At 30.0% G+C, this 16,073-nt stretch carries 16 protein-coding genes; 11 read left to right on the top strand and 5 right to left on the bottom strand.

What is annotated here, in order from left to right; translation table 11 throughout:
- The first annotated feature begins 6 nt into the window (after positions 1-6).
- From Q0772_RS04240 to Q0772_RS04205, 8 genes are all read left to right on the top strand, one after another.
- Positions 7-567 carry an acyltransferase gene (locus tag Q0772_RS04240; RefSeq protein WP_298340709.1) on the top strand — a complete coding sequence of 187 codons (561 nt, stop codon included), beginning with the start codon at positions 7-9 and terminating at the stop codon, positions 565-567.
- A 399-nt stretch (positions 568-966) separates the two neighbouring features.
- Positions 967-1,680 (top strand): hypothetical protein, encoded by a 714-nt coding sequence (locus Q0772_RS04235; protein ID WP_298340707.1) that lies wholly within the window; start codon positions 967-969, stop codon positions 1,678-1,680.
- Positions 1,680-2,861, top strand: a complete 1,182-nt coding sequence (locus Q0772_RS04230) for a hypothetical protein (protein WP_298340705.1) — start codon at positions 1,680-1,682, stop codon at positions 2,859-2,861. Before Q0772_RS04235 ends, Q0772_RS04230 begins: the two co-directional genes overlap by 1 nt.
- The gene (locus tag Q0772_RS04225) at positions 2,800-4,011 is read left to right on the top strand and encodes an O-antigen ligase family protein (RefSeq protein ID WP_298340703.1); all 1,212 of its coding nucleotides are present in this window, start codon (positions 2,800-2,802) and stop codon (positions 4,009-4,011) included. Before Q0772_RS04230 ends, Q0772_RS04225 begins: the two co-directional genes overlap by 62 nt.
- Positions 3,986-5,044 (top strand): glycosyltransferase family 1 protein, encoded by a 1,059-nt coding sequence (locus Q0772_RS04220; RefSeq protein WP_298340701.1) that lies wholly within the window; start codon positions 3,986-3,988, stop codon positions 5,042-5,044. The genes Q0772_RS04225 and Q0772_RS04220 overlap by 26 nt, the downstream gene beginning before the upstream one ends.
- Entirely contained in the window at positions 5,041-6,147 is a 1,107-nt protein-coding gene (locus Q0772_RS04215; RefSeq protein WP_298340700.1) for a glycosyltransferase, read from the top strand. Before Q0772_RS04220 ends, Q0772_RS04215 begins: the two co-directional genes overlap by 4 nt.
- Positions 6,148-6,180: 33 nt before the next feature.
- Complete coding sequence (locus Q0772_RS04210; protein ID WP_298340698.1) at positions 6,181-7,170, top strand: UDP-glucuronic acid decarboxylase family protein; 990 nt, start codon at positions 6,181-6,183, stop codon at positions 7,168-7,170.
- Between the two features lie 54 nt (positions 7,171-7,224).
- Positions 7,225-8,526, top strand: coding sequence for an undecaprenyl-phosphate glucose phosphotransferase (locus Q0772_RS04205; protein WP_366105150.1), 1,302 nt, complete (start codon positions 7,225-7,227; stop codon positions 8,524-8,526).
- Here Q0772_RS04205 and Q0772_RS04200 read toward each other — a convergent pair.
- Genes Q0772_RS04200 through Q0772_RS04190 form a run of 3 tightly spaced genes read right to left on the bottom strand, consistent with a single transcriptional unit; the run spans position 8,523 to position 12,096 of the window.
- A complete protein-coding gene (locus Q0772_RS04200) occupies positions 8,523-9,686 on the bottom strand; it encodes a glycosyltransferase family 4 protein (RefSeq protein ID WP_298340694.1) in 1,164 nt (387 codons plus the stop codon). The genes Q0772_RS04205 and Q0772_RS04200 overlap by 4 nt on opposite strands.
- 8 nt (positions 9,687-9,694) lie before the next feature.
- The gene (gene wecB / locus Q0772_RS04195) at positions 9,695-10,780 is read right to left on the bottom strand and encodes a UDP-N-acetylglucosamine 2-epimerase (non-hydrolyzing) (RefSeq protein WP_298340692.1); all 1,086 of its coding nucleotides are present in this window, start codon (positions 10,778-10,780) and stop codon (positions 9,695-9,697) included.
- Positions 10,777-12,096: a phenylacetate--CoA ligase family protein gene (locus tag Q0772_RS04190; RefSeq protein WP_298340690.1), complete on the bottom strand. Its 1,320-nt coding sequence runs from the start codon at positions 12,094-12,096 to the stop codon at positions 10,777-10,779. Before Q0772_RS04190 ends, wecB begins: the two co-directional genes overlap by 4 nt.
- Before the next feature lie 156 nt (positions 12,097-12,252).
- On the opposite strand from Q0772_RS04190, the gene purD reads away from it, so the two are divergent.
- The gene (gene purD / locus Q0772_RS04185; protein WP_298340688.1) at positions 12,253-13,524 is read left to right on the top strand and encodes a phosphoribosylamine--glycine ligase; all 1,272 of its coding nucleotides are present in this window, start codon (positions 12,253-12,255) and stop codon (positions 13,522-13,524) included.
- Here the strand turns inward: purD and Q0772_RS04180 are convergent.
- Positions 13,519-13,746, bottom strand: coding sequence for a uracil phosphoribosyltransferase (locus Q0772_RS04180; RefSeq protein WP_298340686.1), 228 nt, complete (start codon positions 13,744-13,746; stop codon positions 13,519-13,521). The genes purD and Q0772_RS04180 overlap by 6 nt on opposite strands.
- 73 nt (positions 13,747-13,819) lie before the next feature.
- Between Q0772_RS04180 and Q0772_RS04175 the strand changes: the two genes are divergently transcribed.
- Positions 13,820-14,734 (top strand): DUF6427 family protein, encoded by a 915-nt coding sequence (locus Q0772_RS04175; protein ID WP_298340684.1) that lies wholly within the window; start codon positions 13,820-13,822, stop codon positions 14,732-14,734.
- Here Q0772_RS04175 and upp read toward each other — a convergent pair.
- Positions 14,723-15,382: a uracil phosphoribosyltransferase gene (upp, locus tag Q0772_RS04170; RefSeq protein WP_298340682.1), complete on the bottom strand. Its 660-nt coding sequence runs from the start codon at positions 15,380-15,382 to the stop codon at positions 14,723-14,725. The two genes, Q0772_RS04175 and upp, sit on opposite strands and share 12 nt — an antisense overlap.
- A gap of 72 nt (positions 15,383-15,454) precedes the next feature.
- Between upp and Q0772_RS04165 the strand changes: the two genes are divergently transcribed.
- Positions 15,455-16,060 (top strand): DUF4254 domain-containing protein, encoded by a 606-nt coding sequence (locus Q0772_RS04165; protein WP_298340680.1) that lies wholly within the window; start codon positions 15,455-15,457, stop codon positions 16,058-16,060.
- Positions 16,061-16,073 lie beyond the last annotated feature (13 nt).

Here is a 16,073-nt window from a genome sequence, read left to right as displayed (position 1 = left end):
CTAACAATGAAAAAGATTCTAGTAAAAATAACGATTACTATTCTTAAAATAATAGCTCCATTATTTTATGATAAGAAATTCTTTAAAGGAAGATATTTTAAAACTAATGAAGGTTGGGGATGGGTTTTAACTGGAATATGGAGACAAAAAATATTAGGTTTTAATAGACATATCCCATGGCCAGTCAATCATTCAACTATGATTTCCAATTATAAACGAATTCATTTTGATATAAATGATATTAATAATTTCCAGTCAGCGGGTTGTTATTTTCAAAATTTTGCTGCTGACATAAAGTTAGGAAAAGGTGTTTATATTGCACCAAATGTTGGAATCATAACAGCTAATCACGATTTTTCTAACTTGGAAAAACATTTACCAGGAAAAGATGTTATTATTGGTGAGAATTGTTGGATAGGAATGAATTCTATAATATTACCAGGTGTAGAACTAGGGAATAATATAATTGTTGGCTCTGGATCTGTTGTTACTAAAAGTTTCTTGGAAGGATCGATGATTATTGCAGGTAACCCTGCAAAAATAATTAGAAAACTAGACAAACATTAATTAAGAAAAACTAAATTGAAAAAAGTCATTATTGTTTCCGGACACTTTTATAAATCTAAAAGAAAGGCTGGCTTTCATCTATTCGCGGAAGCATTTCTAAATAGAGGTTTTAGTATTGTTTTTATAACTGCCCCATGTAGTCTTATTTTTCGTTTTAAAAAACAACACTATTTTAATAAATTAAGCTTAAAATTAAATAAGCTAGTATCTCATGGAAAAAATAGCTTTTCTTACGTTCATTTTACCCCTTTTCACATTTTTAATTTTAAAAATAGAATTATTAATTTCTTAACTTTTTATTTATATAAACTATATCTTATTTTCCCCTTTAATAAAGATTTAAATAAGAAAATTAAAGAATCGGATATAATAATTTTTGAATCTACACCTGGACTTTTTTTGTTCTCAAAATTAAAAAAACTTAACCCTAATGCAAGGTTTGTTTACAGAGCGTCAGACGATTTAGGCATTTTAAATGCTCATCCATCTTTAATAAAGTTCGAAAAAAATAATTTAAGTAAATTTAATCTAGTAAGTGTTCCTAGCTCATATATACTTAACAATTTGAATAGAAAGTCTAACGAGGCAAATATTAAATTGCACTTTCATGGCATTAATAAAGATTTGTATGATAGTGAATACAAAAACCCATACAAACAAAATACTTTAAATGCTGTTTTTATTGGTGTAACAGGATTAGATTACATGTTTTTAAAGTACGCTGCATTTAACTATCCAGAAATAACTTTCCATATAATAGGGCCATTGAATAAGGAGGTTGTTGCTGATAATATAAAGTATTATGGAGAAATGATGTTTAACAAAACAGTGCCTTATGTAAAGTACGCAGACATAGGATTACATACTATTTTATATTCCAAAGGGGGAGAATCTCTAACTGATAGTTTAAAAGTACATCAATATACTTATTGTGGTCTACCCATTATTTCAGCACATTTTCTAAAGTCGTCTAGAAAGAATTCATTCTATTATAAAGATGAAAAAGACATTGATAAAGCAATAAAAGAATGCCTAGAATATGGAAAAAATTTTGATTTAAAGGCTAATGTATCTAGTTGGGACGAACTTTGCAATAAACTAATTATTGATTAATGAAAATTAAACTAAAATACCTTATTTCTTCTCCATTTATTGCTATATCTGCGTTAATATTTTTGTGGTATATTCCTTATCTGTATCCTTCATATTTTTTCCCTTTTGAAAAGGTATATGGGTTTTGGGGACATACATTATTTTGTCTTGTGTTATTATCCATAGTTATATTTTCTAGAATACTATCTGGACACCCTAGTTTGAAGTTAGAGCGGTTTGAAGCAAAAGATATAGTGGTTCCAAAAGTAACAAAGACTTGGTTTACAATCAGTAAAGTGTTTATATATACTGCAACATTGATGAACATTTTGATTGCTACAAATGCTTATTTAACATATGATGGAAATATTCATGCATCAAAGGCTTCTTTAGCAGATTTTGGCGGAATTAATATTTTATCTCAGTTTTATTTGTTCTTTATTGTCCCTTACTTACTTTATACTTTTCAAAATAAGCTAAAATGGAATAAGGTTTTTGTTGTGTTGTTAGGGTTAATATTATTAACAAGATCAATTTATTTAGCAGAAAGGCTTGCTATACTTGAGTTTGTTTTACCCATAATACTTGTTTTGGTTACACTTAAAAACAAGAGAGTTTTAGTTACGAAATTTCTGAAGTATTTTGCTTTTTTGTTATTATTTTTTGTTTTACTAGAATTATCTCGACAATTTAGTGATCAATATGGTGATAAAAATATGGATGTATGGTTTAAGTTGCAATGGACTTTAGAACGCTTTTTTAATTATTATGGAGATACACAAAATAAATTTTATTATGTTTTCGAGAATGGCTTGTCTTTTGAAACGACGAATTATTTGGAATGGGCTGGTCGAGTAATTAGGCGTATTACAGGCATTGAAATAGAAACCGGTCACAATATTGATTTTGGCAAGTATCACTGGAGAGATTACACAAATTTTGGCGGATTATCATATACTTATACAGATTTCGGAATAGTTTTAGGAGTTACTTTTTTAATAACTTTTTTTACATTATTTTTTAGAATATGGTTTAAATTAAAAACAGGAAGTCTGTATGCTTGGAGTGTATACCCAATGTTTTTTCTTTGGGTAGCTGAGTTTCCACGATATAATGGAATATTTCTAAATAGATTTATTATTGCTTTTATTTTATTTAATTTTACCTATCTTATTTTTAGAAATGTTAAAATATTTAAGTAGCAAAACTAGTGTTGAGAAAATCTATATTCTATTATTAAGTTTTGTTTTTTTTTCTTTGCCTTTTTCGTTTGCTTTGAATTCTGTGAGTTTAGGAATTTATATCTTTTTTGGTTTTTTTTATTCAAGGAATAAAACTTTAAAGAATATAAAAGACGTTTTCTTATGTTTTGCACTGTCAGCCTTTTTTGTGATAAGCCTTTTTTGGTTAAGAAATTTTGAAAACGCCCAATTTGAATTTTTGCTCAGAATTTCCCCTATTATTTTTTTGCCCTTTCTTTTCTTTATGAATCAAGAAAAGTACAATATGCTTGAGTTAACATGGGTGCTCACTATTTCTTCAATCTTGGCGTTATTATATGGTGTTTTTAGTGCCGTAGAATTCTATACAAGACCAGAAGAACATTTTGAACTCATTCACCTACCACATACATTAAGAGGAAATTACCATGCCGTTTATTTTTCTATACAATTAGGTATTAACATTATATTGCTATTTTTTAGTTTTAAAAAAACCAGAAATGTTTACTTACTTATTTTGGCATTTTTATTATTTTTTGCTATGATTTTACTTGGGAAAAGAATGCCACTTCTTAGTGTAATTTTGTTGGGCATTGTATATACTTGTAACAGCCTCAAGAAATTTGTAATTTATTTATTATCATTAATCTTTTTTGCAACGGTTTTTATCTTTACACCCTACAATAAATGGAGGTTTAATAAGCTTTCTGAAGTAGGAGAAGGCTCTGAGCGTATAATTATGTTAAAAGCATCAGGTCAACTTATTAGTGAAAGAGTGCTATTGGGTTTTGGAACAGGGAATGTTTCTAAAAATTTAGAAAGAACCTATGAAGGCATGAATATTAAAACACCATTTTATTCAAATAATCCTCATAACTTATTTCTTTTTATTTTAATTTCCCATGGTTTATTAGGATTAGTAATATTTATAATGTTTCAATTGAAGGTTTTAAAATTTGCTTGGGGTAAAAACAATAAACTATTTTTATACACCTATTTATTTTTACTTTTTGTTTCTATGACCGAAGTAATATTAATTCGTCAACAAGGAATAATTTTATATAGCCTTATTTTATCATATTTATTTTTTAATAAAAAGTCCAACATTGAAGCAACCAACTATATACATTAACGCTAGATTTTTAACTCAGCCAATATCAGGTGTACAGCGTTTTGCTATAGAGCTTTCCAAAGAGCTAAAAAAGTCCAACATTCCTGTAGAGTTTGTTACTCCTAGTAATATTATACACAAGGAATTAGCCGAATACCTTGAAGCAAAAACTATTGGTTGGGGTTTGTTAAAAGGGCATTTGTGGGAGCAAATAATCCTTCAATTTTATATTTTAAGAAAGAATAAGTTACTCATTTCGTTTTGTAACACTGCACCTATATTCGTTAAAAAACAAATAGTTACTATTCATGATTTGGCATTTAGAGTGAAACCTGAATGGTTTTCTAAGCTATTCTCTCTTACGTATAATCTAATGATACCTCTTATAGCAAAAAAAGCAAAGCATGTTTTAACGGTAAGCTCCACTTCCAAAAAAGAAATAGTAGAAGAATTAAACTTAGATGAGGAAAAAATAACTGTAATTTATAACGGTATTAGTTCTGTGTTTTTGGAAAAGGTAGAAAATAGTTTTATTAGAAGTAAAAATTACATCTTAACAGTTTCATCTCATCATCCCAGAAAAAATTTTAATAACCTAACTCAAGCTTTTAAATTAATTGAAGAACAAGATTTGAATTTATATGTTATTGGAAATTTTAATAAACACTTCTCAGGGTCTATTCAATATTTCGAAATGGATAATAGAATAATTTTTTTGGAAAATATTTCAGATAAAGAATTGACAAATTATTATAAAAATGCCAGAATGTTTGTTTATCCAAGTGTATATGAAGGTTTTGGGATCCCTATCATTGAAGCTATGAGTCAATGCTTACAAGTTTGTGTTTCAAACATAGAGGTATTCAAAGAAGTATGTGGTGAAAAAGCAATTTATTTTGACCCTTACGATATTAATGATATTAAAGCTAAAATATTACAAGGCTTAAACACAAAACTTAAGCCTGAATATAATTTAGAAAAGTATAGTTGGAATAAATCATTTAAGAAATTAGAAAAATGTATTTTAGCAATTCAAGATATTAACAGCAAATGAAAAAAGCGCTGATTCACGATTGGTACTATATTAATGGTGGTGCTGAGAAAGTTATACATTCTTTTAATAATATTTGGCAAGATTTAGAGCATTTCGCTTTAGTAGACTTTCTTAATGATCAAGAGAGAGAATTTATTCTAAAAGGGAAACAAGTTAATACCAGTTTTATACAAAAATTGCCAACAGCCAAAAGCAATCACAGAAAGTTTCTTCAACTATTCCCATTAGCTATAGAACAATTTGATTTGACGGATTATGATTTAGTTTTATCATCCTCTGCTTCAATTGCTAAAGGAGCGTTAACAAATCAAAGCCAATTACATATTTCCTACTGTCACTCTCCCATGAGATACGCTTGGGATTTATACCATGATTACCTCAAAAGGAGTAACCTTAAAGGGTTAAAATCTTGGTATGCAAAGAAAGTCTTGAAAGATATTAGGATTTGGGATGTTATAAATTCAAATAGAGTAGATTATTTTATTGCAAATTCAAATTATATTGCAGAACGAATTAAAAAAGTTTATCGTAGAGATTCCATAGTCATTTATCCACCAGTAGATATTAATAAATTTACCTTACAAGAGAAAAAGGAAGATTATTACATCACTGCATCCAGACTAGTCCCTTATAAAAGAATTGATTTAATTGTTGATGCTTTTTCAAAAATGCCAGAGAAAAAATTATTGGTAATAGGTGATGGACCAGAAATGAAGAATATTAAATCTAAAGCTTCAAAAAATATCGAAATATTAGGGCATATACCATCTAGTGAGATGATAGCATATATGAAAAAAGCTAAAACATTTATTTTTGTTGCAGAGGAGGATTTTGGTATTGTTCCAGTAGAAGCTCAAGCTTGTGGCACACCTGTATTAGCATATGGTAAGGGAGGGGCTTTAGAAACAGTAAAAGATGGTGTAAGTGGAACATTTTTTTATGATCAGTCAGTAAAGGGTGTAATAGAAGGAGTTGAAAAAATAGAAAAAACTAAGTTTGACCCAAAATTAGTAAGGAAAAGTGTTGAAAAATTTAGTAAAGAAAGGTTTGAAAAGGAATTTAAGGAAACTGTAGAAAAATTGTATAAACAGTGGAAAGCATAATAGCTTGAAAATGATCTTAATGAATAAAACCCAATGAAAAAAAAAATTCTTATAACAGGAGCAGCGGGTTTCCTTGGTTCTCATTTATGTGATAGATTTGTTAAAGAAGGTTACCACGTAATAGCTATGGATAACTTTATTACTGGAGATAAAAGAAATATTGAACATTTATTAGACTTAGAATATTTTGAATTTGTGGCTCATGATGTTACTAACTTTATTGAACTAAGAGGTCACTTAGATTATATTTTACATTTCGCATCACCTGCAAGTCCAATAGACTATTTGAAAATACCAATTCAAACCTTAAAAGTAGGTGCATTAGGAACGCACAACCTTTTAGGATTGGCCAAAGCTAAAAATGCACGTATGCTCATAGCTTCAACATCAGAGGTGTACGGAGACCCTTTAGTTCATCCACAACCTGAGGATTATTATGGAAATGTAAACGCTATAGGTCCTCGTGGAGTTTATGACGAAGCAAAACGATTTCAGGAATCTATAACAATGGCATATCATCGTTTTCATGGTTTAGAAACACGAATTGCTCGAATATTTAATACTTATGGACCTAGAATGAGACTTAACGATGGAAGAGTTATTCCTGCATTCATTGGTCAAGCACTAAGAGGCGAAGATTTAACTGTTTTTGGTGATGGGTCACAAACGCGTTCTTTTTGTTATGTTGATGACCAAGTTGAAGGGATTTACAGATTACTTTTAAGTAACTATACGAATCCTATTAACATTGGTAACCCACATGAAATAACAATCAAAGCATTTGCTGAGGAGATTATAAAGCTTACAGGGACTAATCAAAAAATAGTTTATAAAGAATTACCCAAAGACGACCCCTTACAAAGACAACCAGACATTGCGTTAGCAAAAAAAATACTAAATTGGGAGCCAAAGATTTCTAGATCTGAAGGAATGAGTACTACCTATAACTACTTTAAATCTTTAACAGAAGATGAATTGTATAAAAGTGCTCACAAGGATTTTAAAGAACATATAAAGAGATAAGTGGATTATAAAAAAGGTAGATATTCAAATCTTATAAAACCTTTATTTGGGTTAATGGATTTAGTCATACTCAGTATGACTATATTTTATTTTGAGATAAATCTTAAAGATAATCTTTGTTTTTTTATTGTTTATATAAATTTTGCATGGATAATTATTTCATTAAAAAATAGCTTTTACAATGTCAATAGAAATACAAGGCTAATTCAAATTCTCCCACTTTTATTTAGACAAATGATTCTTTTTTCAATAATTGTTTACGCTTTCATTGGATTTTTCAAACAACCAATTATGAGTAGGTTAGCGCTTGGCAATTATTTATTAATAATATTTCTCCTTATTTGTGTTTTTAAATTTTTAACTACTTTTTTGTTAAAAAAATATAGGACAGTACTCAGAGGAAATATAAGAAAAGTAATTGTGATTGGAGATAATGATAAATCAAGGCAATTAATAAGAACGTTTAACACAAGAATAGACTTTGGTTATAAATTTGAAGCCAATTTTGATACAAGGAGAAAGGATTTTTTATTAGATGATTGTTTTAATTATATAATAGAAAACAGCATTGATGAAATTTATTTTTCTGTAGCAGAATTATCTAATAAACAAATAAATAGATTGATTGACTTTGCAGATAATAATTTACGGGAACTTAAATTTATACCAGATAATAAAGATATTTATTCTAAAAAACTAAAATATGAGTACTACGATTATATACCTGTTCTTTCATTAAGGGCAATTCCACTACAAGAATCAGTAAATAAATTTGTAAAAAGACTATTTGACATTCTGTTTTCTTTATTTATTATAGTGTTCGTGTTATCTTGGTTAACACCAATTCTAGCTATACTTATTAGAATAGAGTCCAAAGGTCCTGTGTTTTTTAAACAATCTAGAAATGGATTTAACTATCAAGAGTTTGATTGCTTTAAATTTAGATCCATGACTCCAAATAAAAATGCACATTTGCACCAGGCCACTAAAGGAGATTTAAGAATTACAAAAGTTGGGTCTTTTATTAGGAAAACTAGTATTGACGAATTACCTCAGTTTTTTAACGTACTTTTTGGCGATATGTCTGTTGTTGGCCCTAGACCTCATATGGTAAGTCATACCAATATGTATGCACAAAGAATCGATAAGTTTATGGTGCGTCACTTTGTAAAACCAGGTATTACGGGTTTAGCCCAAGTTAGCGGTTTTAGAGGAGAAGTAGAGACGGACAACGACATAATCAATCGTGTTAAATATGATATTTTTTATATCGAGAACTGGTCTTTGTTATTAGATGTCAAAATTATCATCCAAACACTTTCTAATGCATTAAAAGGAGAAGAAAAAGCATATTAAATTAGAGCTATAAGTTGATTTAATTGGTTGTTAAAATCAAAATTACTTAAAGCTTCTTTTTGTATAGCAATTCTATTTTCTGATTCAAGTTTCGTAGTATCTATTTTTGAAATTATACGATTTAAAGATTTGTAATTACTTGGTTCTGCAATCCATCCTAAAGCATGCTTTTTTATAATATTCTCTCCTTCTCCACCTCCAAAATACATCATAGGCATACCTAAACGTGCATATTCAAATATTTTTGAAGGTACAGAACCATAAATTCTGTTGAGTAGGGGAATTATAGTGAAATCGTATTTAGTCAATATGCTATGTAATTGCTCCCTAGAAACTTCACCATGATAAACTATATCTAGTTTGGGTTCAATTTTAATCAAGTGTTCAATAGCTTGTTGTTCTGCACCAGAACCATATATATGAAATTGAATTTTAGTATAATCTAAGTTTTTACAGAGTTTATAAATACCTTGGGCCATACCTAATAAACCCGCATAAACCATCTTTAATTTTTGATTTGAGTTTATCTTATGCTCATGTAACGATGTTTTAAAATCTGGAAAATTACGATACAAAAAGGTGCTTTTTTTAGGGAAGCGTGCTGTTATGTGAGATAATATTTCTTCACTCTGACCCAAAACTAAATTGGAATGTTTATAATTAAATCGTTCAATTTTTTCTAAGAGCTTATAGCTAAAATTCTTTTTAAATGCACCCAATTCTAAACCAGCAAGAGGCCATAAATCGCTAACATTTAATATAATTTTGCGCTTTTTAGAACGTAAAAAAAATACAGATGTGAAAGCTACAAGTAGAGGCGGAGATTGGATAATAACTGTTTTGGGGATTTTGCTCCATACAAAAAACCATATCAAACTAAAGCTATAAGATAACATAGCTATCAGGCGCAGTAGTTTGTTTTTTGAGTTACTGGCATAAATCCATAGTCTATGGCTTGTTATGTTTTGTTCTTTTGAAGTATGTTTAAAATAGCCTTTGTAATCTTCAAAAACTTTTCCTTTTGGGTAGTTGGGTAAAGGCGTTAAAACGGTTACATTAAAATCTCGCTTTTGTAACCCTTCGGCTAAATGAAAAATACGGTTCGAAGCGGCACCAGTTTCGGGAGGAAAATAATTAGTTATAATGAGTACATCTTTCATTCTAAAAATTAAATAGATGCTAAATGATGAATAATTCGTTTTGCCGCATTTCCATCCCATAATTCAGGAATTATAGCTTGTTTCCATTTACCAGACATTAAAATTTTAAAAGCATTTTCAATTTTAATAGAGTCATTTCCTACCAAAATATTGGTGCCAATATCGCAAGTTTCAGGACGTTCGGTAGTATCACGTAGCGTTATACAAGGGATATTCATAACGGTAGCTTCCTCAGTAATACCACCAGAATCTGTAATTACTGCTAGGGTATTTTTTATTAAATAATTAAATTCTAAATAGCCTAAAGGACTTATATAATGCAGGTTCCCAAAATTTAAATCTAAGCTACTCAAAAGCTTTTGTGTTCTGGGGTGTACAGGAAAAATAATAGGATAGTCTTTTCCTAAAGTAACAATCTGAGTGATGAGTTGCTTTAAATGGTGTGCCTCGTCAACGTTACTTGGGCGATGCAAAGTCATTACCATATACTTTTTTTTAGCTAAGCCTAAATTCTCCCATATTGAAGGTTTTCGTAGTCTATTTTTATTTTTCAATAGCGTATCAATCATCACATTACCCACAAAAAAAATCTTGGATTTAGAAACTCCTAACTGGATTAAATTTTTGTTGGCATGTTTTGAAGTTGTAAAAAAATAATCCGTTAAGCTATCAGTTACTATTCTATTAATTTCCTCGGGCATGCGCATATCTCCCGAGCGAATTCCAGCCTCTACATGAGCTACTTTTATATGTGCTTTTTTAGCAACTATTGTGCACGCCATTGTTGAGGTTACATCACCTACAACCATAACTAAATCACATGGATTTTGTTTCAATTCATGTTCAAAACCAATCATTATAGCCGCTGTTTGTTCAGCTTGTGTCCCACTTTTCACCTCTAAATTAGCATCAGGAAGGGGAATATTAAGTTCCTCAAAAAAAGTGCCACTTAAATTTTTATCGTAGTGTTGACCTGTATGTACAAGCCTATAATTGATATTGAAACCTTCTTTTTTCTTCTCTAAAATAGCTTCAATTATTGGGGCAATTTTCATGAAGTTAGGTCGTGCACCTGCTACTATAGTTATATTCATGTATTTTGGTTTAAGTAGGACGTAAACTGCTTTAATTTACCACTTTTTGAACGAATTAATTGATCATGTCTCACAAAGTTAACTTCTAATCCTTGTTCAAGGTATTTTTCCATTTCAGAACGTATAATTTCTATTTTTTCTTGATTAAGGTTTTTATCACTTACATAAATAACTTTGAATGTGTTTGGATTTAATTGTTCGATAACAAATTCTTTAACATTCCCATCTGCTTCAATAATACTTTTAGTTATATAATAGAACGTTAAACCTGCAGCTTTTTTTCCGCTAGGTAAAGTAGCTATATCATTTGTTCTACCAATTAATTTTTCAAGAATAGCCATTTTTAAGGTGCTTTCTTTGGAGAGTATACCAATATCACCAATATCATATCGAATAAACGGATGTGCTTTATTGTAAAGCGATGTAATAACAACGCGACCTTCTTCACCGTAAGGTAAAATGTTATTGTTTTCATCTAGAATTTCAACAAATAATGTTTCACTATTTAACTGCCAAATGCCATTTGGGTTTTCAAAAGCAATTACATCTAACTCAGAAGCACCATATTCATTAATAACTGGTACCCCAAATTGAGTTTCCATAAGGCTTTTGTCATCCTCAAAAAGCATTTCTGACGTTACAATACAAGCTTTTAAGGAAGGACAAATTTCTTTTAAAACCATGCTTTTTTTCTGAAGAAATTTAGCAAATTGTACAATAGCACTAGTATAACCATTAATGTAATCAAAAGGGAAGGTTTGAAATTTTTTAAGATGTTTTTCAAAAGCAGTATCGCTCAAATCAAAAACTGAAAATCGAAATCTACTACTAAGTTTATCTTTAATACGCTCTTTATAGTAACCTTTTTTATCTAAAGGAATACCGTAAAAACGGGCTTGTTTAGAGCTGTTAAAATCTAAATTATACCAACCAAATCGGTTTTGTATTACAGCCCAAGTTAAGGCATGACTAAATCTATCTTTAGCAAAAACAAACGGATCTCCCGAAGAACCAGAAGTTTTATTAATATAAACGTCTTTTTCTGAGATACCACTTGAAAGTCTTTCGGAAAGCGGCTTCTGTAAATCTCTTTTTGTCATTACAGGAATAGAATTCCAATCATCAATATTGATGCCTTTGGCGAAAGATTTATAAAATGCATTATTTTGAAGATGATACTTTAGAAGTTCTTTTTTTGTGTCATGGAGATAAGTTTCATAACTATTAGTATCAATATTTTGAATAGATTTTAATACACGACTCGCTTCCTTAATTGGAAAACCATTTAATTGTAATGAAAAATCGAATAAATTCACTTTAAAGAAATATTGTTTGTAAAGTAAATAAAAAATATTCGTGTATTAGAGGCATTAATTTTATTTTTGCGGAAACTTAAAACTAGCTTTTAATGCTCAGCATTAAAAAACAGTCATTTGTCATTTCCGTGAAGACGGAAAACTAAAACAAAATAGATGAATATTTTAATACTTGGTTCGGGAGGAAGAGAGCATACTTTTGCTTGGAAAATTGCTCAAAGTTCAAAATGCGAAAAACTATTTGTTGCACCAGGAAATTCAGGTACTGCAGAAGTAGCTACCAACGTAAATATTAGTGTAACTGATTTTCCTGCAATAAAAAAATTAGTAATAGAAAACCATATTAATATGGTTGTTGTTGGGCCAGAAGATCCTTTAGTACAAGGTGTTCATGATTTTTTTCTAAATGATGAGGCGCTTAAAGCCATTTCGGTTATTGGGCCTCAAATGAAAGCGGCTGAACTAGAAGGCAGTAAAGAATTTGCAAAAGAGTTCTTATTTCGCCATAATATTCCAACTGCAGCTTATGAGAGTTTCACAAAAGAAACTGTTGAAAATGGTTATGTGTTTTTAGAAACTCTAAACCCACCTTACGTTTTAAAGGCTGATGGTTTAGCAGCAGGTAAGGGTGTAGTTATTTTGAATGATTTGGATGATGCTAAAGCTGAATTAAAAAGTATGTTGGTTGATGCTAAATTTGGACAAGCAAGTACTAAGGTTGTTATAGAAGAATTTTTAGATGGAATTGAATTAAGCTGTTTCGTATTAACTGATGGAGAGCATTACAAGATATTGCCAACAGCTAAAGATTATAAACGTATTGGTGAAGGAGATACGGGACTTAATACGGGAGGCATGGGGGCTGTTTCTCCGGTACCTTTTGCAACGAATGAGTTTTTAAATAAAATTGAAGAGCGTATTGTAAAACCAACTATTGCAGGCTTTAAAAAGGATAATTTACCTTACGTTGGATTTGTGTTTATTGGATTGATAAAAGTTGGTAACGACCCTAAAGTTATTGAATATAATGTAAGAATGGGAGATCCAGAAACTGAAGTTGTTTTACCTAGATTAAAAAATGACTTTGTTGAAATTCTTCAGGCTATGGCTAGTGGGACTTTGGACAAAATAAATATTGAAATTGAGGAGCGTGCAGCAACTACAATCATGACTGTTTCTGGAGGTTACCCTGAAGCTTACGAAAAAGGAAAAATTATAACAGGGGTTGATGCAATAACAGATTCTATCCCGTTTCATGCAGGAGCTCAAATTAAAGATGGTAATATTGTGACTTCTGGAGGGCGAGTTATGGCTATTACATCTTATGGAAATACCTACCAAGAGGCCATAAAAAAATCTTACCAAAGTATAGAAAAACTACATTTTGATAAGATTTATTATCGTAAAGATATCGGATTCGACCTATAAGAATGAATGAGAAGAAATACTTTTATCTTCTTCATTATTATCATTAAAACCTTTCAATTGTATCATCCAATATACCATGGCTATAAAACCTATAATCATGAATATCCATGATATACCATTAGCTAAAAACCAGTTTTCAAGCTCTAAAGCTCTTAAAGCATCAAGAGGTGAAAAAAGAACATTAACAAATAAGTCTTGTATAGCGTAAAAGAAATCTTTCATTTTGTGTTTATTTATTAATTACTAACTATTTTATAGTTAGTATATTTACAAGGCAAAAATACAAAAACAGTTAATGATAACAAGCTTTTTTAATAAATCTAGACCATTATATTTTGCCCTAGTATTTTTTATTGCAATTTTAGCCTTTGTAATGGCTAGAGTTAATGTTGATTTTTCTTTAGATGTTGTCATAAAACAATCTGTTTTACTTTTTATAATTTTTGCTTCCATATTGCTTTTAAATTTTATTGTGAGCAAGAATAGTTTAACCAATAAAAACAATTACGAAATATTACTATTCAGTTTGTTTTTATTATTTATTTCACAAACTACAAGCAACTCAAATGTATTAATTTCTAACTTTTTTGTTTTATTAGGTTTAAGAAGAATAGTTAGTTTACGTTCGCCTAAAAACACTAAAAAGAAGCTTTTTGATGCTGCAATTTGGATTGGAATTGCGGCATTATTTTATTTTTGGGCTATTTTATTTTTCGCTCTTATCATTTTGTCTCTAGCATTTTATACAGACAATAATATCAGACATTGGATAATACCTTTTATTGGATTGAGTGCTGTTTTTATACTGTCTTGTGCTATTTCAATAATTTTATATGATAATTTTTTTGAAATACTAAACGTTTCACCAAGTGTTAGTTACGATTTTAGTAATTATAATTCAATTCAATATTTAATAGCCATCACAGTGCTATTATCCTTTGGTATATGGTCTTCTATATTCTATTTAAAAAATATAAAGAAAAAGAAAAAAGCATTTAGAGTATCGTTTAAAACGATTATCCTAGCAGCTTTTATTGCTTTTTTTATTGTACTTCAAGTACCAGAAAAAAACGGAAGCGAATTTTTATTTTTATTTGCGCCTTTAGCAATTATAGTAGCTAATTATATTGAGATTATTCAAGAAGAATGGTTCAAAGAAATTTTTTTAGCGGTATTGATTCTAGTACCTTTTGTTTTGTTACTGTTGTAGTTTTTCTCCAAAAGCCAAATCGCCTGCGTCACCAAGCCCAGGGATAATATACCCTTTACTGCTTAGAGTCTCATCAATAGCAGCAATCCATAAATGTGTGTTACTATCAAAGTTTTCCTTAATAAATTTAACCCCATTTTGGGCACCAATAACACTTATTAAATGTACAGATTTAGGAGTTCCAAAAGGTTTTAGAGCTTCAAAAGTAGCAAGCATTGATTGTCCAGTAGCCAACATGGGGTCAGCTAGGATTAGCGTTTTGTTTTCCAAATTAGGGCAAGCCAAATACTCTACAATAATCTCAAAACTTTCAGGGTTATGTTTATGATGCCTGTAGGCAGAGATAAAAGCGTTTTCTGCAGCATCAAAATAGTTAAGAAGCCCATTGTGTAAAGGTATACCAGCTCTTAATATAGAGCAAAGAACAATTTCATTTTGAGGCAGACTAACGGTTGATGCCCCCAAAGGTGTCTCAATAGCTTTGGTTTTATAATCTAAGCTTTTACTCATTTCATAGCCAATAATCTCGCCTATGCGTTCCATGTTTCTTCTAAAACGCATACTATCTTTTTGAACTGATTTTGATCTAATTTCAGAAAGAAACGTATTGAGTACTGATTTTTCTTGAGAAAGGTTGTGTATATGCATAATTAACGTCGGTTTTTCGATAATAAAGTTAACCAAATATAGCCTATATTTGTGCTTTAAATGACACGTAATATGTTTACAAATAAAGCGAATAAAATATTTCAAGAGGTTATTGAAAAGTACCATGTAATTAATACCGTTGACCAGTCATTTGCGAATGCTTATCCTGAAAGTGACTTAATAGAGCATTTGTTATATAGAAAATGCTGGATTGATACCGTTCAATGGCATTATGAAGATATTATTCGCGATCCGCAAATAGATCCTGTTGCTGCCTTGACTTTGAAACGTCAAATTGATGCTTCAAACCAAGATAGAACTGATATGGTAGAATACATTGATAGTTATTTTCTTGAGAAGTATAAAGCTGTAACTGCTAAGGTAAATGCTACAATTAATACAGAAAGTCCTGCTTGGGGTATTGATAGATTGTCAATTTTAGCATTAAAAATTTATCACATGAATGAGGAAGCTACTCGTAATGATGCTTCTACTGAACACAAAGCAGCTTGTCAAAAAAAGTTAGATATTTTATTAGAACAACGTGATGATTTATCTACAGCCATCGATACCCTTTTAAGTGATATCGAAAACGGTGACAAATACATGAAAGTTTACAAACAGATGAAGATGTATAATGATGACGAGTTGAATCCAGTATTACGTTCTCAAAAATAACTATTTGTTATCC

The sequence above is a fragment of the uncultured Algibacter sp. genome, from assembly GCF_947490405.1.
Lineage (GTDB): Bacteria > Bacteroidota > Bacteroidia > Flavobacteriales > Flavobacteriaceae > Algibacter_B.
Note: the sequence above shows the minus strand (reverse complement) of the source record. Positions and strands in the feature narration are given on the sequence as shown.

Excerpts from the sequence above, each read along its gene's own strand:
- Q0772_RS04215 (WP_298340700.1), top strand. The coding sequence starts at position 5,041 with ATGAAAAAAGCGCTGATTCACGATTGGTACTATATTAATGGTGGTGCT.
- upp (WP_298340682.1), bottom strand. The coding sequence starts at position 15,382 with ATGCATATACACAACCTTTCTCAAGAAAAATCAGTACTCAATACGTTT.
- wecB (WP_298340692.1), bottom strand. The coding sequence starts at position 10,780 with ATGAATATAACTATAGTAGCAGGTGCACGACCTAACTTCATGAAAATT.
- Q0772_RS04175 (WP_298340684.1), top strand. The coding sequence starts at position 13,820 with ATGATAACAAGCTTTTTTAATAAATCTAGACCATTATATTTTGCCCTA.
- Q0772_RS04240 (WP_298340709.1), top strand. The coding sequence starts at position 7 with ATGAAAAAGATTCTAGTAAAAATAACGATTACTATTCTTAAAATAATA.
- Q0772_RS04200 (WP_298340694.1), bottom strand. The coding sequence starts at position 9,686 with ATGAAAGATGTACTCATTATAACTAATTATTTTCCTCCCGAAACTGGT.
- Q0772_RS04210 (WP_298340698.1), top strand. The coding sequence starts at position 6,181 with ATGAAAAAAAAAATTCTTATAACAGGAGCAGCGGGTTTCCTTGGTTCT.
- Q0772_RS04230 (WP_298340705.1), top strand. The coding sequence starts at position 1,680 with ATGAAAATTAAACTAAAATACCTTATTTCTTCTCCATTTATTGCTATA.
- Q0772_RS04205 (WP_366105150.1), top strand. The coding sequence starts at position 7,225 with ATGGATTTAGTCATACTCAGTATGACTATATTTTATTTTGAGATAAAT.
- Q0772_RS04180 (WP_298340686.1), bottom strand. The coding sequence starts at position 13,746 with ATGAAAGATTTCTTTTACGCTATACAAGACTTATTTGTTAATGTTCTT.
- Q0772_RS04165 (WP_298340680.1), top strand. The coding sequence starts at position 15,455 with ATGTTTACAAATAAAGCGAATAAAATATTTCAAGAGGTTATTGAAAAG.
- purD (WP_298340688.1), top strand. The coding sequence starts at position 12,253 with ATGAATATTTTAATACTTGGTTCGGGAGGAAGAGAGCATACTTTTGCT.